Genomic DNA, 18,689 nt, shown 5'->3' with positions numbered 1-18,689 from the left:
TTTACATATGAATGTTAGGTGAAGAGGAGTTGAAGAACGTTGCTTAAGCTGTTCAGGTTTCTCAAGCCTTATCGCTGGGCTGTGGTCGTCGTAATGGCGCTAATTCTCCTGCAATCGCTTAGCGAGCTGTATTTGCCGACCTTGATGGCGGATATCATTAACGACGGCGTCGTTAAAGGAGACATCCCTTACATTTGGAAAATCGGGGGCTTCATGCTAGGAGTTACCGCTATCGGTACCGTCGTATCGATCGCGTCGAGTTTCCTGGCGTCGCGGATTTCATCCGGTTTCGGACGCGATGTCCGCAGCAAGACTTTCCGTCACGTAGAGAACTTCTCCTTGCAAGAGTTCGATAAGATCGGGACGGCTTCGCTCATTACCCGCACGACCAACGACATCACGCAAGTCCAAGGCGTTCTCATGATGATGATGCGGCTAATGATCTCGGCGCCCATGATGTGCATCGGCGGTTTGATCATGGCGGTGTCCAAGGACGCGCATCTTTCGCTCGTATTCGTGGGCGCGTTGCCGATACTCGCGTTGACGATCTACCTCATTGCGAGCAAAGGCATTCCTTACTTCAAAGTGATGCAGAAGAAAATCGACAAGCTTAATCTCGTGCTGCGCGAAGGTCTGACGGGCATGCGCGTCATCCGTTCGTTTAATCGCTTTGATCACGAGACGAAACGGTTCAAGGAAGCGAACCAGGATCTCACGCAAACCGCAATTAAAGTCAATCAGATTATGGCGTTCATGTGGCCGATGATGATGCTCATCCTGAACTTCTCCTCGATCGCGATCATTTGGTTCGGGGGATTGCGGGTTAGCGAAGGCAACATGCAAGTCGGAGATCTGATGGCGTTCTTGCAATACGCGATGCAGATCATGTTCTCGCTCCTCATGGTATCGATGATGTTCGTCATGCTGCCGCGCGCTTCGGCTTCCGCCGTGAGGATCAACGAAGTGCTGAACATGCAGCCGGTTATCGTGGAAAAAGAAAAGCTAAGCGACGATACTTCCGAAGAGGAAGTCGACGAAGCGGTCGAACGTCTGGGTACGGGCGGAGTGGTCGAATTCGATAACGTGAGCTTCCGTTACCCGGGCGCGGAGAATCCGGCCATCTCGGGAATATCGTTCCAAGCTCTGCCCGGAGAAGTGACAGCCATCATCGGAGGAACCGGATCCGGTAAGTCGACGATGATCAGCTTGATTCCGAGATTTTACGATATCGAAGACGGCGCGATTCGCATCGACGGCACCGATGTCCGGGATCTGACTTTGGAAGAGCTTCGGTTGAAGATCGGTTTAGTGCCGCAGAAAGCTTTGCTGTTCACGGGATCGGTATCCGATAATATCCGCTATGGGAAAACGGACGCCACCGACGAGGAAGTTACCCATGCGGCAGTAACCGCGCAAGCCAGCGAATTCATCGAGGCGTTGCCGGAAGGTTATGCGGCGCCGATCGCGCAGGGCGGGACGAATTTATCCGGCGGCCAGAAACAGCGGCTTTCCATCGCGCGCGCGCTCGTCCGCAAGCCTCAAATCTACGTGTTCGACGATAGCTTCTCCGCGCTCGATTTCAAGACCGACGCCAAGCTGCGCGCGGCATTGAAGAGCGAGACGACGGAAGCGACCGTAATCATCGTCGCCCAACGGGTAAGCACGGTCATGGACGCGAACCGGATCATCGTATTGGACGAAGGTAAAATCGTCGGTATCGGCAACCATCGGGAGCTAATGGAAAGTAGCGACGTGTATCGGGAAATCGTATCGTCGCAGCTTTCGGAGGAGGAGATCGCATGAGCGAACAACGCGGTAATGGCAACGGACCTGCTCGGACGGGACCTCCTCCGGGTAGAGGCCCAATGGGCCCGGGCGGCATGGGAGGCATGGGCGGCATGGGCATGCCCGTGCAGAAGGCCAAAAATTTTAAGGGCACGTTACGCAGGCTTGCGGGGTATTTGAAGCCGCAGCGAATGAAGCTGTTGGCGGTACTGGTTACGGCGATATTAAGTACTGCGTTCTCGATCTACAGTCCGAAAGTGCTCGGCCAAGCGACGACGAAATTGTTCGCGGGCATGATGGGCAGGATAAACGGCGATCCGAACGCGAATTTCGATCTGCCTGGCATCTGGAAGATCGTCGTCTTCCTTGCTTCTCTGTACGTCGTCAGTTCCGTCTTCAGTTACATTCAACAGTTCCTGATGGCGGGCGTCGCGCAGAAAACGGTATACGGCATGCGCAACGAAGTAAACGAGAAGCTTGGCAAGCTACCTTTGAAATATTACGACAGCCGAACGCACGGCGAAATTCTGAGCCGCGCGGTGAACGACGTAGACAATATCAGCAATACGCTGCAGCAAAGCTTGACCCAACTCATCACTTCCGTCATTACGATTCTGGGCGTCATCGTCATGATGCTTACGATCAGCCCGTGGCTGACGCTGATCTTGCTGCTGACATTGCCGTTATCCATGGTCGTGATCCGGGGGGCGGCGAAACGGTCGCAGAAGCATTTCAAAACCCAGCAGATGGAGCTCGGCATGTTGAACGGCCACGTGGAAGAAATGTACTCGGGCCATAAGATCGTTAAGGCTTACGGGCAAGAAGAGATCAGCGTGGAGAAGTTCGACAAGATCAACGAACGGCTCTACGAAGCGGGCTGGCGAGCGCAGTTCGTCTCGGGCAATATTATGCCGCTCATGAACATGGTCAGCAACATCGGGTATATGTTCATTAGTGTCGTCGGCGGTATCATGGTCACGAGGGGCTCGATCTCGATCGGTAACATTCAGGCATTCATCCAGTACGCCCGGCAATTTTCCATGCCGCTCGTCCAAACGGCGAATATCGCGAACATTATTCAATCGACGATCGCTTCGGCGGAGCGCGTGTTCGAGCTGTTAGACGAAGAGGAGGAAGTTCCGGATGCGGCGGAAGGTTCGGACGCGAAGTTGGCTTCTCCGAAAGGCGACGTCGCGCTGAAGGGCGTGAACTTCGGCTACAAAGAAGACGCCATGCTCATCGAGAACATGGACATCGACGTTCGCAGCGGGCAGACGGTCGCGATCGTAGGGCCGACGGGGGCCGGCAAGACGACGCTGGTCAATCTGCTCATGCGGTTCTACGAGGTGAACGGGGGCAGCATAACCGTGGACGGCGTGGATATTACCCGGATGCAACGCGGGCATCTGCGCAGCTTGTTCGGCATGGTGCTTCAGGATACATGGCTGTTTAACGGAACGATTCGCGATAATATCGCATACGGCCGTCTTGGCGTGACCGAAGAGGAGATCGTCGAAGCGGCGCGTGCGGCGCATGCGGATCATTTTATCCGGACGTTGCCGGAAGGTTACGATACCGTGTTGAACGAAGAAGCCTCCAACCTGTCGCAAGGGCAAAGGCAGCTTCTGACGATCGCGCGGGCCATACTGGCCGATCCCGCGATTCTTATTCTCGACGAAGCGACGAGCAGCGTCGACACGCGGACGGAAGTTCATATCCAGAAGGCAATGAACCAATTGATGCAAGGCAGAACGAGTTTCGTCATCGCCCATCGCCTATCGACGATACGCGACGCGGATTTGATCCTCGTCATGAACCATGGTAGCATTATCGAGAAAGGCACTCACAATGAATTGCTTGCGCAAGGCGGATTCTACGCCGACCTGTACAATAGCCAATTCGTTGGCGGGGGCATGAAACAGATCGTGAGTTAAACGCAACCGGATGAGAGATGAGGGTATTCGTTCATGAAGAGCTTTGAAGATATCGTTAAAGGGCGCAGAAGCATCGGGAAGGTCAAGGATGAACCCGTGCCGAAAGAGCTCGTGGAAAAACTGATCGAAGCGGCTACTTGGGCGCCGAACCATTTCGGCACCGAGCCTTGGAAGTTTTTCGTCATGACAGGGGAAGGCCGTCGCGTGTTGGGTCAGGCTTATGCGGATATCGCGGCGGAAGGTTATCCGGCCGATTTGTCCGAGGATGAGCGGCAAGAACGTCAAGTCAAAGAAATCGCGAAAGCTTACCGCGCTCCCGTCGTTATCGCGGCCGTGTACGCGCCTACGGATTCCCCGCGGGCGATTCCGGCCGAGGATCTGGCAGCGACGCATGCCGCGGTACAGAATTTGCTGCTTGCCGTCCACGCGAACGATCTCGGAGCGGTATGGCGCACGGGCGATCCTGCTTACCATCCGAAGATGAAGCAAGCGTTCGGTCTTACCGGTAACGAACAAGTAGTAGGACTTATCTATGTTGGATACCCGGACATGAACGCTCCGGTCGGCAAGCGCGCTCCCGCCGCCGAGAAAATCGTGTGGCTGGAAGGGTAACGTGAAATAGTTTCAAGGGAAAGAGTCAATCTACAGCTCAGCTGGAGGTTGGCTCTTTTTGTTGGTTTTGAAGGCTTTCGGGGGGCGGTGGAGTTAAGGGGGACTCGAAAAAAACGTACTACTCGTGGATGAAGGGGGCTTCTAGCAGGTAGTTACTCGAAATAATCGAACAATTAGTGTTTGAAGGGGGCAATCAGAAGGGAGTTACTCGAAAAAAACGAACAACTCGCGGGTAAAAGGTCCAGAGCGATTCCCAGCAGGTAGTTACTTTCTCCGACAAACTAACTCGCGCTCCTGAGCGACTTCCAGCAGGCAGTTACTTGCCCTGACAAACTAACTCCCACTCCAGAACGGCTCCCAGCAGATAGTTACTATCTCCAACGAACTAACTCGCCCTCCAGAGCGGCTCCCAACAGGCAGTTACTTTCTCCGAAAACTAACTCGCGCTCCTGAGCGACTCCCAGCAGGCAGTTACTTGCCCTGACAAACTAACTCGCGTTCCAGAGCAGCTCCCAACAGGTAGTTACTTGCTCCGACGAACTAACTCGCACTCAAGAGCGACTCTCAGCAGGCAGTTACTTGCTCTGACAAACTAACTCGCGCTCCAGAGCGACTCCTAGCAGATAGTTACTATCTCCGACAAACTAACTCGCGCTCTAGAGCGACTCCCAGCAGGGAATTACTTGCTCCAACGAACTAACTCACGCTTCAGAGCGACTCCCAACAGGTAGTTACTTGCTCCGACGAACTAACTCGCACTCAAGAGCGACTCTCAGCAGGCAGTTACTTGCTCTGACAAACTAACTCGCGCTCCAGAGCGACTCCTAGCAGATAGTTACTATCTCCGACAAACTAACTCGCGCTCTAGAGCGACTCCCAGCAGGGAATTACTTGCTCCGGCGAACTAACTCGCTCTCCAGAGCGACTCCCAGCAGGCAGTTACTTGCTCCGGCGAACTAACTCGCGCTCCAGAATGATTCCTTGCAGGCAGTTACTTGCTCAGACAAGCTAACTCGCGCACGTTTCGAATTAGAAAATATTAGGTGCTGGCAGAGCACTCGTAGTGTATCATTTTACTCACGGACGAGGTTACTTTATTTGCCGGAGGTCATCATGAAAATCCTGATTATGCAACCCAAACTCGAGAAGACGATCGCGCAGCTAGAGGCGGAGCTCCTGAGCAATCCAGCGGTGGACGTGGTTATTTTTCCCGAAGGGTATTTGAACGAGAACGTGGAGCAGGCGCGTGCGCTTGCCAAAAGCTACGGAAAAATATTAATCGGCGGATACCGCAGGATGAACGAAAGTCCGAAAGACCGTGCCATCCTGATCGATCGTAACGGACAAGTCGTCATCGACCGCGCGAAATATAGCTCGTCCGCATGCGCAGAGGTAGAGGGTCTTCATATTTGTCATATTCTTTGCGATGAAATGATCGTCCAAGGACTCAAGCAAGATGCGAAGTCGGCCGACCGGATAGACTTGATCGTCCACCCGATCGGAGTCGGCATGTTTAGCGACGAACAATTCGACGAATGGATCGGCGAAGCGAGGAAAATCGCCATCCGGAATCGCTCGACGATCATCGGCGCAAGCCATGCGGACGGTTCGTATCGAGGCTTCGAGACCTCCATCCCGATCGCATACTGCATCGATTCTAGCGGCAAGACGGTGTTCATCTCCCGTAATGACGTTAACGCAACGATAATCGATTTACCCCTAAAAAAGGAGTTGGTAAAGATGTTGGATTTTACTCGCGAAGATTGGATCGCGGAAGCGGATATTGCCTCGTTGCAAACTGCAATGGAAGCCGATGAGATAAGCTCCGTGGATTTGGTGAAGGCTTACTTAAAGCGGATAGAAAAGTACGATCCCCGAATCAACTCGATTCTGGAGCTGAACCCGGAAGCGCTCGAGATCGCGAAGCGGCTTGACCAAGAACGTCGCGAGAAGGGAATCCGCGGACCGCTGCATGGAATTCCGATTCTATTAAAAGACAATATCGATACGAATGACCGAATGCATACGAGCGCGGGTTCGATTACGTTAGCCGAGTCGATCGCAACTCGCGACTCGTTCGTCGCCGAGAAGCTTCGCTCTGCCGGCGCCGTTCTGCTGGGCAAGACGAACATGACCGAATGGGCCAATTTCATGTCGAGCACGATGTGGTCGGGATATAGTTCGAGGGGCGGGCAAGTGCTGAATCCATACGGTCCTGGCGAGCTATTCGTCGGCGGTTCGAGCTCGGGGTCTGGCGCGGCAATAGCAGCTAGCTTCGCCGCGGCAGCCGTCGGAACGGAGACGTCGGGTTCGATTATTAGCCCTTCCTGTCAGCATTTATTGGTCGGAATTAAGCCGACAATCGGATTAATAAGCCGTTCGGGGATCATTCCGATAACGATCAGCCAGGATACCGCAGGCCCGATGGCTAGAACCGTGTCGGATGCGGCGATCTTGCTGGGCGCGATGACGGGAAAGGACGAAAAGGATCCCGCGACGATATCCGACGAGCGCTCGCTTCGAGATTATACCCCTTTCTTAGATGCCGACTACCTGAAGCAGGCCACGATCGGAATTCCGAGATACGACATGAAAGACTTGGACGAAGCTCGGCTCGAGATCGTGGAAGCCGCGATCCGGATCCTGCGGGAGCAAGGCGCGACGATCGTCGATCCGGTAAGCTTGCCCTGCGACGGGACGGAATGGCGTTGGGACGTTCTTCGTTGCGAGTTCAAGAAAGCTCTTAACGATTACTTGGGCGCATTGCCGGATGAGGTGCCTGTTCATTCGCTGGGCGAGGTTGTCGCGTATAACGAGCGACACTCGGATAAAGCCTTGAAGTACGGACAAGATACGCTGATCTCCTCCGAGGAAACGAGCGGCACGTTAACCGAACAAGCCTACCTGGACGCCGTGGAGCAAAATAAAACGATGGCTGGCGAAAAAGGGATAGATTATGCTCTAAAAGAACATAAGTTGGACGCCTTGCTATTCTTGGGCGCGGAATACGGAGCGGACTTGGCGGCGAGAGCCGGTTATCCGAGCATTACCGTGCCTGGAGGCTTTGCGGAAACCGGAGTTATCGAACCGGGAGGTTACACTTCCAAAGGTCCGCAAGGAATTACTTTCGTAGGTAAAGCGTTTAGCGAGCCGACGTTGATCAAGATCGCTTACGGCTTCGAACAGGCGACGAAACATCGTTTTCCTCCGCGCTTAAAGGAAGATGAGCGAACTTAAGAAACGGGTAATTCGTCTATAGGGTATGTCGATTACGACTCTATAGGGGAGAGTGAATCCAGTCATGAACAAAATGTCCGCCGCGGCGCTCGCGCTCGTTTGCGCATTTGGTTTAACCTCTTGCGCGGAGTCCGCCCGCTCGATCATCCCGGAGACAGCGACTTCTTCGACCGAAACGCCGCTCGAGTCAACGATGCCGGAACGACCGCTCGCGACGACGATAAACGCGACGGGTAAAGATGAACAAAAGCAACGCGACCTGTTGGAACAGCAGATTCGGATGTTAGAGAAGGCGGTCGCCGCGAAGACTCCGGAGAAAGCCGTACAATCTTGGGCCGAAGCGGTGTTTACGCGCAACGGCGCTTGGGAATACGCGATGACCGATCCCGCGACTCGGGCTTCCCACCGAAAGATCTTCACAGATGGCAACTGGGTGACCGGAACGTCCAGTCCATGGATGAAAAGATATCGCATCGGCAAAGGAACGAAACGAACGGACGGTACTTACGTCTTCAAGGTTCAATTCGACTATCGTACTTCGGACGACGCGGATCGCCAGATCGCATGGTCGGATATCGAACCCTTTGATGTGAGGGTACGGAAGAGCAATGATTTCTGGTACGTCGTCAAGAAATAAGGAGGCGGAATGTCATGGATGCCCGAGACGCATTCCTTAGAAGCATCGGAATAGACAGGGAGCGAATTCCTTCTAGCGACAGGTATCCATTCGACTTGGAAGCGATCCGAAGTCTCGGTAAACTGGATTTTCACCCGAAGGTGACCTATATCGTCGGGGAGAACGGGATGGGCAAATCGACGCTTATGGAAGCGATAGCCGTAGCTTGGGGGTTTAATCCGGAAGGCGGGACGCGCAATTTCTCCTTTTCTACGCAATCCACGCATTCGGATCTGTACGAATACATCCATCTGACTCGCGGAGTTCGCAAGCCTCGGGACGGCTTCTTTTTCCGGGCGGAAAGTTATTATAACTTGGCTTCGAACATCGATCAATTGAATCGCGAGCCAGGCTATGGCTCTTCAATCATCGATTCCTACGGCGGAAAATCCCTTCATGAGCAATCCCATGGCGAGTCGTTCTTCGCAACGTTCGTTAACCGGTTCGGCGGGCAAGGCCTGTATATTCTGGACGAGCCGGAGGCGGCCTTGTCGCCTCTTCGTCAGATGTCCATGTTAGCGAGAATCCATGAACTGGTCCAAAGAAACTCCCAATTCATCATCGCTACCCATTCTCCGATTCTGATGGCCTTTCCGGATTCGACGATGTACGAAATCTCCTCGGACGGCATCGGAACGACAACGCTTGAGGAGACCGATCATTATCTCATTACGAAACGCTTTTTGAACGACAAAGAGAGGATGCTGGCGGAGTTGTTCGATGACGAGGACGACTAGTTCTTCCGACGAATGCAACGTTCTCAAGCGATCGTATTTCGAAACAATTACCGGTTGAATCCCGTCTATGATTTATACAAGAACGGAGGGACCGACTTGAGAAAAATAGTATGCGCGTTAATGGGCTTGATGCTAGTAGCGGGAGTCTTTGGCTCATCCGCATCCGCTGGTTCTACTGCTTCCGCGACGGGGGAGCTAAAGAGCGAGAAGCTTGCCTTTGGTTATACGGACGCATCGGGAAAGCGACTGTTAGGGTTCGAAAGCGTAAAGCCGGGCAGATTTACCCAAGCCATCTATGCGCCCGGAGCCATTTTATCCGTTAAATTTCAGAAGCATCAAAAGCTATCGTCCAAAAGCACGGGAAGACAAAACGAGTGGAACTTCGAGCGAGACCAAGGAGAAATCTATCAAGTCGTTCAAGGAAAAATCGAGCGCAATTCTACCGTGCTGCTTGCGGAGAAGGATGCCTTCATCGGGCATGAATTTCTTAAATTCAAGCCTTTGAGCAAAGGAACGTTCTCCAAAAACGCGATCGGCCAAATCGAAAAGACGAAAAAACGCAAGGTGCTGCATCAAGGGTTGATCGGTCAAGTTAATCATGACAATCAGATCGGAATCGTGGAATACGCGAGAGTGAAAGGGAAAAAGCCGCTGGCCAGTCTCGTCATGACGACGCCTTCGGGTCCGATTTTCGAGGATTTCGAAGGGAACGACGATCCGCAATCCACATGGCGGGTGTCGGATGGAGGGAAGATCGAGGCAGATTGGTTCGGCGTTCTGTTCGTTACCAAGTCGAAGGCAGGCTATTCAATCGGTTACGAATGGTACGGGGACGAAGGGTCTTCCTTAAAAGTCGTCCAACAGAAAGGGACGAAATTCCGTTTAGTCGAGCAGGGGTATAGGTATACCGCAGGAATTTAATGATTAAAAGCATGGCAATCAACGCGAATGCGTTCAGGTGCCATGCTTTTTTTGTTGTTCGCGAGGGAGGCTCAGCGAATGGAGGAGACCGACCGACGAACGATCATATCGGCGGGAAGAACGACTTTCCGCCAAGGCAATCCGGCTTCACCGCGTTCTTGAATGCGTTCGATCAGCATCTGCATGCCGAGATAACCGAATTGATAAGCTTGTTGGGAGATAACCGTCAAGAAAGGGTCGATCTCCGAATAGGGACCGAGGTCGTCGAAGCAGACGAGCGAGACCTGGTCGGGGACGCGGATGCCGCGGGCGTGCAAAGTGCGGATGACTTCGACGGCAAGCACGTTGTTGCCCGCTACGATCGCGGTAGGCGGAGGATCCATCCGGTCTAGCCAACTTTCGATATCCGACAAGTCGCTACGCGGTTCGAACGCCGTCTCTAATACGTAATCGTCGTCGTAGGCGAGGTCGTTCAGCTTGAGCGCTTCCCGATAACCTTCTAGTCGCAGTCTCGCGCTCGATATCGAAGGCGAGCCGTTAATGAGCGCGATCCTCTTGTGACCAAGTGAGGTTAAGTGGTCGACGAGCTTACGCGCGCCCTCCTTGCTATCGCCGAGAACGACGTCGCTATCCAGACCCGGCACTTCGCGGTCTAACAGTACGAACGGGACTTGATGCTTTCTCAGCGTTTCCAAGTGGGGGAGCGAAGGATCTCCGGCGGGCGCGACCAATACTCCGTCCGCTCTCGTAGCCAGAATCGTATCTACGTAGTCCTTTTCCTTGTCCACGCTCTCGTCCGAATTGCCGAACAGCAAACGGTAGCCGTGTTTCTTGGCGGCGTCTTCCGCGCCTCGCGCCAATGTCGTATAGAAAGGGTTCGTAATATCAGTAATAAGCAAGAACAGCAAATTGCTTTGCTGCAGGACTAGGCTGCGGGCCATATGGTTAGGCACGTAGTTCAACTCTTCCATGACGCGGCGTACTTTGGCCCTCGTTTTATCGCTGATTTTACCAGTGTTATTGATAACTCTGGACACCGTCATGGCGGAGACGCCCGCTTTGGCTGCAATATCGTAAATCGTAACCATGGGTGAAGCTCCTTCTCGTCAATATCTACTTTTATCTTACAAAATTAAAGAATTGACAGCAAGCGCTTTCCTTGATAATTTAATGTTATCGGTAACATTATTTATACCCAATGGAGGTTTCAATCGATGGCAGAGCAAAACTTCAGGTGGAACGGCGGGTTTCCGAAAATCGGAATTCGCCCTACGATCGACGGCAGACGCAACGGAGTTCGCGAGTCGTTAGAAGATCAAACGATGAACATGGCTATCGGCGTTGCCAAGCTATTCTCGGAACATTTGCGTTATCCGGACGGTTCACCGGTCGAATGCGTCATCGCCGACACGACCATCGGCGGAGTCTCCGAGTCCGCGGCGGCGGCAGCGAAATTCGCGCGCGAGAACGTAGGGGTATCGATAACGGTCACGCCTTGCTGGTGTTACGGTACGGAAACGATGGATATGGATCCTTCGATTCCCAAAGCGGTCTGGGGTTTTAACGGAACGGAGCGTCCGGGCGCGGTATATTTGGCGGCGGTATTGTCCGCTTACGCGCAAAAAGGATTACCGGCATTCGGCATCTACGGGAACGACGTACAAGATGCGGGAACGACGGACGTACCGGAAGACGTGAAGGGCAAACTGCTCGGATTCGCTAGAGCGGGTCTCGCGGTAGCGTTAATGAAAGGCAAATCGTACTTGTCGATGGGCTCCGTATCGATGGGAATCGCGGGTTCGATCGTGAACGACGCGTTTTTCCAAGAATATTTGGGCTTGCGTACCGAGTATGTCGATATGAGCGAATTCGTTCGCCGCATGGACGAGAATATCTACGATCCGGCGGAATACGAGAAAGCATTCGCATGGGTGAAAGAAAACTGCGTCGAAGGCCCGGACAACAATCCGGAGCGGCTTCAATTCACGCGGGACAAGAAAGACAAGGATTGGGAAACAGTCGTCAAAATGACGATCATCGCCCGAGATCTGATGATCGGCAATCCTCGCTTGGCCGAGCTCGGCTTCGGCGAAGAAGCGCAGGGACACAATGCGATCGTCTCCGGTTTCCAAGGACAACGCCAATGGACGGATCATTTCCCGAATGGCGACTTCATGGAAACGATTCTGAACTCTTCGTTCGACTGGAACGGCATTCGAGCGCCTTACATGGTGGCGACCGAGAACGACAGCTTAAACGGCGCGGTTATGCTTTTCGGCAACCTGCTGACGAACACGGCGCAAATTTTCGCCGACGTGCGTACTTACTGGAGCCCGGATTCGGTAGAACGGGTGACGGGACACAAGCTGGCGGGTGCCGCTGAGAACGGAATCCTGCACTTGATCAACTCCGGTTCCGCGACGATGGACGGTACGGGCGAGCAATCGAAAGACGGCAAGCCTGCGATGAAGCCGTTCTGGGAAATCTCCCAAGACGAAGCGCAGAAATGTCTCGACGCGACTTCCTGGCGTCCGGCGTCGGTCGAATATTTCCGCGGGGGCGGATATTCCTCCGACTTCCTTACTCGCGGCGGCATGCCGATGACGATGTCCCGTCTGAACCTTGTAAAAGGAATCGGACCCGTGCTGCAAATCGCGGAAGGTTATTCTGTGGAATTGCCCGCGAACGTTCACGATACGCTCGACAAACGGACGGACTCGACGTGGCCGACGACTTGGTTCGCGCCGATTCTGAACGGCAAAGGTTCATTCAAAACCGTGTACGACGTCATGGACAATTGGGGCGCGAACCACGGCTCCATCAGCTTCGGTCACATCGGCGCCGACCTGATCACGCTCGCTTCGATGCTGCGTATCCCGGTCAGCATGCACAACGTGCCGGAAGAAAATATTTTCCGTCCGCGCGTATGGGGCCTGTTCGGCACGGACAACACGGAGAGCGCCGATTATCGCGCTTGCGACAATTTCGGACCGCTGTACAAATAAAATAAACCGACTAAAGCTCTCGCCTGTTTCTTGACCGAGACAGGCGGCGGTTGTCTGTCCATACGAGGAGAAACGAACATGAGCAGCCAAGCCATTCGCGAGGAATTGTGCAAATACGCGCAGAAAACCGTCAGCAACAAACTGGTCGTAGGTCCCGGAGGCAATATCAGCGCCCGATTCGAAGGGAAAATGTATTTGTCTCCGAGCGGTTTCGCATTGGATGAAATCAAGCCAGAGCAATGGGTAGAGGTAGACATCGAGACGGGAGATATCACGGACATCGGATTGCGTCCATCGTCAGAGGTATTGATGCACCTGTACGCTTATCGCCAGAATCCGAACATTGGAGCTATGGTGCACACGCACCCGCCTTATTGCATCGCTTTTACGCTCGTGGAAAAAGACTTGCCGATCATGTTCCCGGACCAAGCGGCGCTCGTCGGCAAAACCGTCTACGTGGACTATGTCCTGCCAACGACGGATAAGCTGGCGGACGCGGTAGTCGCCAAGATCGAGCATTCCTCGATTCTGCTCGGCAACCATGGCCTAGTCACGACGGGCCGTAACCTGCGCGAAGCTTATTACCGTACGGAAGTCGTCGAAGAGAGCGCGAAGATTTTCCTGATCGCGACGGCGATCAAGGAGCCGAAGGTTCTGACGAAAGAAGAATTCGAAGAAATCGCATCGCTGGAGAGCGAAGCCTATCGCATCCAGTTGCTTCAGAAAATGAAATGATCAGCTTCCGTTTCTAGGGATAGGAGGGGCAACATGACGACGGGAACAACGGTGCTCGCGTTCGATATGGGCGCTAGCAGCGGAAGGGCGTTAATCGGACGTTTAGCTTCGGACGGCCAAGGAAACCGCAAGCTGGAAGTAACGGAAATCCATCGTTTTCCGAACCACGCCGTTCAGGTAGGCGCCCATCTGCACTGGGATATTTTGCGTTTGCTGCGCGAGATGAAGAAAAGCATTCGATTCGCCTTCCAGAAAGGCTACGAGCCGGTTACTTTCGGCGTCGACACCTGGGGCGTCGACTTCGGCCTGCTGGACGCGAACGGAGAACTGCTAGGCAATCCCTATCATTATCGCGACCCGCATACGGAAGGTTTAATCGAAGAAGTAGGCGCGATGTTCGGGCAAGAAACGTTGTTCCGCCATAGCGGCCTTCAATTCATGCCTTTTAATACTTTGTATCAGCTGTACGCGATGAAGAAAGCGGGTTCGCCGAAGCTTGATGTTGCCGAGACTTTGCTGCTGACGCCCGATTTGCTCACTTATCTGCTTACCGGAGTCAAATCGTGCGAGTTTACGATGGCAACGACGACTCAGTTGTTCGATCCGGGTACCCAAGCATGGAACAAGGATTTCATGGAGCGACTTGGAATCCCTTCGCATTTATTCCTCGATCCCGTTCATCCGGGCACGATTGTCGGACCTTTATCTTCCGAAGTGATGGATGAGCTCGGCGTACCGGCGATGAAAGCGGTAGCCGTTGGAACGCACGACACGGAATCCGCGATCGCGGCCGTTCCCGCGGGAGACGATCCGTTCGCGTACCTCGTATGCGGAACATGGTCGTTGCTGGGCACGGAGATGGCGGGGCCTTTGCTGACCGAAGAGACGATGAACCTGGAGTTTTCCAACGAAGGCGGAGTCGGCGGAACTTATCAGTTGCTAAAGAACATCATGGGGTTGTGGTTGTTGCAGGAATGCAAGCGGGAGTGGGACGAGGAAGGCAACGAGATCGACTTCCCCGAACTGGTTCGCATGGCAGAACAAGCCGCGCCCTTCCGCAGCCTCGTCCATCCGGACGATCCGCGGTTCTTCGCGCATGGAGGGATGGTCGATAAGATCCGCGCCTTCTGCGAAGAGACCGGGCAGCCGGTTCCGCAATCCGAAGGCGAGATCGTTCGCTGCATCTTGGAAAGCTTGGCGCTCCGTTACCGGCAAGCGCTGGAGCAAGCGGAGCGTCTGACGGAACGCGTCTATAGTGGGCTTCATATGGTCGGAGGCGGCATCCAGAACAAGCTTCTGTGCCGGTTTACTGCCAATGCTTTGGGCAAGCCGGTGTGGGCGGGGCCGATCGAAGCGAGCGCCATCGGCAATATGTTACTGCAACTCGTGGCATTGGGCGAATGCAAAGATTTGCGCGAAGCTCGCAGGCTCGTCGCGGACTCGTTCCCGGTCGAAGTCTATGAGCCTGAAACGAGCGCGGAATGGACGGCGGCATACGAGAGGTTTATTGGCTTCGGACGAGTATAGGGTACGGTAGGACGGTCAAACATCGATAGGTCAGGAAAGGCAGGCGAGTTCCCTATGTTAAAAGGAATTTCGAGTCTCATCTCTCCGGAGCTGCTTAAAGTATTGATGGAAATGGGACACAGCGACGAAATCGTGCTCGGAGACGGCAATTTCCCCGCGGCTAGCCATGCGCAAAGGCTGATCCGTGCCGATGGGCATGGCATTCCGGAATTGCTTGACGCGATTCTAAGGTTATTTCCGCTCGATCCTTACGTGGCGAAGCCTGCGGCATTGATGCAAGTCGTGCCGGGAGACACGGCGGAGACGCCGATCTGGAAAACTTACGGCGAGATCATCGAGGCGCGTTCCGGCTTCGCCGAGCCGTTCGAAGAAGTCGAGCGGTTCGCTTTCTATGAGCGCGCGAAAAAAGCATACGCCATCGTGGCCACGGGTGAAGGCGCTTTATACGCGAACCTAATTCTCAAAAAGGGCGTTATTACCGGGGAATAAGAGATATCGAATTCCATACGGCTGACAAGGGGCCGTCCAAGAAGTAAGTTCGTTCGCATGGCGGACAGCTCGCATGAACCGTATATGCGTTGAAAGGCGTAAGTGGCGACGTGAAGGGAGATAATCCCTGCGTCGCCATTTTTCGATTTGACCTAGTAAACAACGTAACAACGACGATAGGAGTCTGTGAGGTCCGATTTGGTGTCTCTTGCGATGAAAAACATCGTAACTGCGTCGAAATGAGACTATTAGGTCCGATTTGGGTGCCTCATACGATGAAAAGCATCGTAACAGTGCTCAGTATCCATGAAATGGGGTTGCATGCGATGAAAAACAACTTAACAACGACGATCTATCCGACCCTATGATTTATGTGGACGTTTTTCAGATAAAGTGCTGAATTATTCACCATTTTCGTTTAACCGATTGTAATGCCCGTAGCTTTCATGAATAATGGGGTCGTTCGCGACATTCGTCGGCTGCCGGCCGGCTTCTCCTCCACGGCTATTTCACTCAGCTAAGCACTCTCTTCACGTCATTTCTCACGCTACGATCGTTACTTTCCAAGTTTCTCCCACATTTCAATCGATTAAGAAATGAGACTTAAAGGAGGTGATGCCCTTGAGCGTATCACTCGATCACGCACAATGAAATCGTTTTCCTCTTGGTTTTAACATTCCGCTCGCAGAGCGCATGAAAGGATGGATCATTAATGAAACTCAGGAAAGTACCCGCTTATTTGCTGATCGTATTTTTGCTGACCGGAATGATAACGATTACGTCGACGGCGGTAGCCGCGCCCGGAGATCCGGGCAAAATCGAAGCGGAAAATTACTCGGCGATGAGCGGAATCCAGACGGAAGCGTGCTTGGAAGGCGGCTTAAACGTCGCTTATATCGACGCGGGCGACTGGATGGACTATGCGGTCAACATTCCGACCGCCGGAGCGTACAACGTCGATTTCCGCGTATCTAGCCCTTACGCGGGAACGCAACTGCAGCTACGAAGCGGTGCGACGACGCTTGCCACGGTCACGGTGCCGAACACGGGCGGTTATCAGACTTGGCAGACGGTCACGGCCAACGTGAATTTGGCCGCCGGCAATCAGACGTTGCGCGTCTACGCGGTTACGAACGGCTGGAACTTTAACTGGATGAACATCGCGTCTTCGGCGCCCGCGCAGCAAGCGGCCGCGCCAACGTTTACGCCCGCGGCAGGCACGTATGCTTCCGCGCAGAACTTGACGCTGACAAGCGCGACTTCTGGCGCGACGATCAAATACACGACCGACGGCTCGACGCCGACTGCTGCCTCCCCGACCTACACGGGGGCGATTAACGTGTCGATAACGACGACGGTCAAAGCGATCGCGACGAAATCGGGAATGACTGATTCGGCGGCGTCTTCGGCGACGTATACGATCAATATCGCTAACGGCAAAGCGATTCCGGGCAAGATCGAAGCGGAAAGCTACGACGCGATGAGCGGAGTGGCGACGGAAGCGTGCTCGGAGGGCGGCTTGAACGTCGGCTGGATCGATACGGGAGATTCAATGAGCTACAACGTGAACGTAGCGACGGCCGGCGTTTATACGGTGCAGTACCGCGTAGCGAGTCCGAACGCGACCGGGCAAATTCAATTGAGGAAAGGGTCGACGGTACTCGGGACGGCCGCCGTGCCGAACACGGGCGGCTGGCAGAGCTGGACGACGATCACATCGACCGTGACGTTGGCCGCCGGCAGTCAAACGCTTACCCTGTACGCGAACGTCGGCGGATACAACGTTAATTGGATCCAATTCGCGTCCGGTTCGCAACCGGCCAAAGTCGCGACGCCGACATTCTCGCCGGCCGGCGGAACGTACGCGACTGCACAGAATGTTACGCTAGCCACAGCGACGGCTGGCGCGACGATCAAGTATACGACGGACGGTTCTACCCCGACGGCGTCTTCAGCGACATACACTGCCCCGTTTTTGGTCGCGTCCACGACGTCGGTGAAGGCGATCGCTCTAAAAACCGGCATGACGGACTCCGATGCGGCGAGCGCGACTTACAAAATATCGACGGGCGGCGGCGTCATGGATTTTCAAATCCGGAACGGAACGAGAGGGAATTACGCTGACAATCAGATCTATTGGGCCGTCCTGGGATTGAATTCGTCCAACCAGCTCTGCTATTTGGACGCGAACGGACACTTGGTGCCGACTTCGACCGCGCTGAACGACGCGGCCGGCCATTTGACGAAGAACGGCAATAACTACGCGAACATTTACCACAAGCTGAGCGACGTGCCGCTCGTATCGACGCCGGCCATCTCTTCCGGCAGGATGTATTTGAGCGTCGGCTCTCCGCTGTATATCAAGCTGTATAACGACGGATACGCGGGTCCGGACGTAAACAACCCTACCGATCCGAACAACGACGTGTATTGGGACTTCATTGAATTTACGCTGGACGCCGGGGGATATCACGGCAATACGACGCGGGTCGACGCGTTCGGATTCCCGATCACGCACCGTCTTATCTGCGCGGACGGTTTCGACCGGACCGTAGGCGAGACCGAGACGCGAGCGGCATTGTTCTCCGCCTATACGAACGAAGTACCCTCCGAGTTCAAGACGCTCGTGCAAGCGCCGTACCGGATTTTGGCGCCGGCCAAAGGCGGATTCAAGGCGGGCGGTCCATACGCTAATTATTTCGATAGCTACGTGAACCAAGTGTGGAATCGACCGGGCGCCAAGCCGACGACGCAGGAAATTTTGCTCGGCACCGGAGCCGCTTCCGATCCCGAGGTTTGCGCGGCCTTGAACAGAGGCGTGTTCGCGACTCCCGCGGATTGGACCAACACGAGCAAGTTTTACAAAACGGCGCCAAGCAACTTCTACGCGAAATTCTGGCACGACCATAGCATTGACGGATTATCCTACGGCTTCTGTTACGATGACGTTTATACCCAAGCCGCATATCTGGAGCACAACAATCCGTCGGCATTAATCGTAACGGTCGGATGGTAATCTTTCGCCGTTTAG

General features: G+C 54.1%; 13 protein-coding genes. 12 read left to right on the top strand and 1 reads right to left on the bottom strand.

Annotation, left to right across the window (positions count from 1 at the left end; translation table 11 throughout):
• The first annotated feature begins 39 nt into the window (after positions 1 to 39).
• The 7 genes from D7Z26_RS04530 to D7Z26_RS04500 all read left to right on the top strand — a co-directional run bounded on the left by D7Z26_RS04530 (position 40) and on the right by D7Z26_RS04500 (position 9,902).
• A complete protein-coding gene (locus tag D7Z26_RS04530) occupies positions 40 to 1,803 on the top strand; it encodes an ABC transporter ATP-binding protein (RefSeq protein WP_120974869.1) in 1,764 nt (587 codons plus the stop codon).
• Positions 1,800 to 3,719: an ABC transporter ATP-binding protein gene (locus D7Z26_RS04525; protein WP_120974868.1), complete on the top strand. Its 1,920-nt coding sequence runs from the start codon at positions 1,800 to 1,802 to the stop codon at positions 3,717 to 3,719. Before D7Z26_RS04530 ends, D7Z26_RS04525 begins: the two co-directional genes overlap by 4 nt.
• Positions 3,720 to 3,752: 33 nt before the next feature.
• Positions 3,753 to 4,331: a nitroreductase family protein gene (locus D7Z26_RS04520; RefSeq protein WP_120974867.1), complete on the top strand. Its 579-nt coding sequence runs from the start codon at positions 3,753 to 3,755 to the stop codon at positions 4,329 to 4,331.
• Positions 4,332 to 6,071: 1,740 nt separating this feature from the next.
• The gene (locus D7Z26_RS04515) at positions 6,072 to 7,568 is read left to right on the top strand and encodes an amidase family protein (protein ID WP_120975025.1); all 1,497 of its coding nucleotides are present in this window, start codon (positions 6,072 to 6,074) and stop codon (positions 7,566 to 7,568) included.
• 64 nt (positions 7,569 to 7,632) lie between these two features.
• Positions 7,633 to 8,205, top strand: a complete 573-nt coding sequence (locus D7Z26_RS04510) for a hypothetical protein (RefSeq protein WP_120974866.1) — start codon at positions 7,633 to 7,635, stop codon at positions 8,203 to 8,205.
• Between the two features lie 14 nt (positions 8,206 to 8,219).
• A complete protein-coding gene (locus D7Z26_RS04505; RefSeq protein WP_120974865.1) occupies positions 8,220 to 8,981 on the top strand; it encodes an AAA family ATPase in 762 nt (253 codons plus the stop codon).
• 96 nt (positions 8,982 to 9,077) lie between these two features.
• Entirely contained in the window at positions 9,078 to 9,902 is an 825-nt protein-coding gene (locus D7Z26_RS04500; protein ID WP_147423825.1) for a hypothetical protein, read from the top strand.
• Between the two features lie 71 nt (positions 9,903 to 9,973).
• Here the strand turns inward: D7Z26_RS04500 and D7Z26_RS04495 are convergent, their stop codons facing one another.
• Positions 9,974 to 10,990 (bottom strand): LacI family DNA-binding transcriptional regulator, encoded by a 1,017-nt coding sequence (locus tag D7Z26_RS04495; protein WP_120974863.1) that lies wholly within the window; start codon positions 10,988 to 10,990, stop codon positions 9,974 to 9,976.
• Between the two features lie 126 nt (positions 10,991 to 11,116).
• Between D7Z26_RS04495 and D7Z26_RS04490 the strand changes: the two genes are divergently transcribed.
• The 5 genes from D7Z26_RS04490 to D7Z26_RS27980 all read left to right on the top strand — a co-directional run bounded on the left by D7Z26_RS04490 (position 11,117) and on the right by D7Z26_RS27980 (position 18,674).
• Complete coding sequence (locus D7Z26_RS04490; protein ID WP_120974862.1) at positions 11,117 to 12,907, top strand: L-fucose isomerase; 1,791 nt, start codon at positions 11,117 to 11,119, stop codon at positions 12,905 to 12,907.
• 78 nt (positions 12,908 to 12,985) lie between these two features.
• Positions 12,986 to 13,642 carry a class II aldolase/adducin family protein gene (locus D7Z26_RS04485; RefSeq protein ID WP_120974861.1) on the top strand — a complete coding sequence of 219 codons (657 nt, stop codon included), beginning with the start codon at positions 12,986 to 12,988 and terminating at the stop codon, positions 13,640 to 13,642.
• 33 nt (positions 13,643 to 13,675) lie between these two features.
• Positions 13,676 to 15,169 carry a rhamnulokinase gene (locus D7Z26_RS04480; RefSeq protein WP_120974860.1) on the top strand — a complete coding sequence of 498 codons (1,494 nt, stop codon included), beginning with the start codon at positions 13,676 to 13,678 and terminating at the stop codon, positions 15,167 to 15,169.
• 54 nt (positions 15,170 to 15,223) lie between these two features.
• Positions 15,224 to 15,658 (top strand): L-fucose mutarotase, encoded by a 435-nt coding sequence (gene fucU, locus D7Z26_RS04475; RefSeq protein WP_120974859.1) that lies wholly within the window; start codon positions 15,224 to 15,226, stop codon positions 15,656 to 15,658.
• Positions 15,659 to 16,370: 712 nt separating this feature from the next.
• The gene (locus tag D7Z26_RS27980) at positions 16,371 to 18,674 is read left to right on the top strand and encodes a beta-1,3-glucanase family protein (RefSeq protein ID WP_120974858.1); all 2,304 of its coding nucleotides are present in this window, start codon (positions 16,371 to 16,373) and stop codon (positions 18,672 to 18,674) included.
• The last annotated feature ends 15 nt before the right edge of the window (positions 18,675 to 18,689 follow it).

It is taken from the genome of Cohnella endophytica, from assembly GCF_003628305.1.
Taxonomy (GTDB): domain Bacteria; phylum Bacillota; class Bacilli; order Paenibacillales; family Paenibacillaceae; genus Cohnella; species Cohnella endophytica.
The sequence above is the reverse complement of the archived record's forward strand: the minus strand, read 5'-3'. Positions and strand labels throughout refer to the sequence as shown.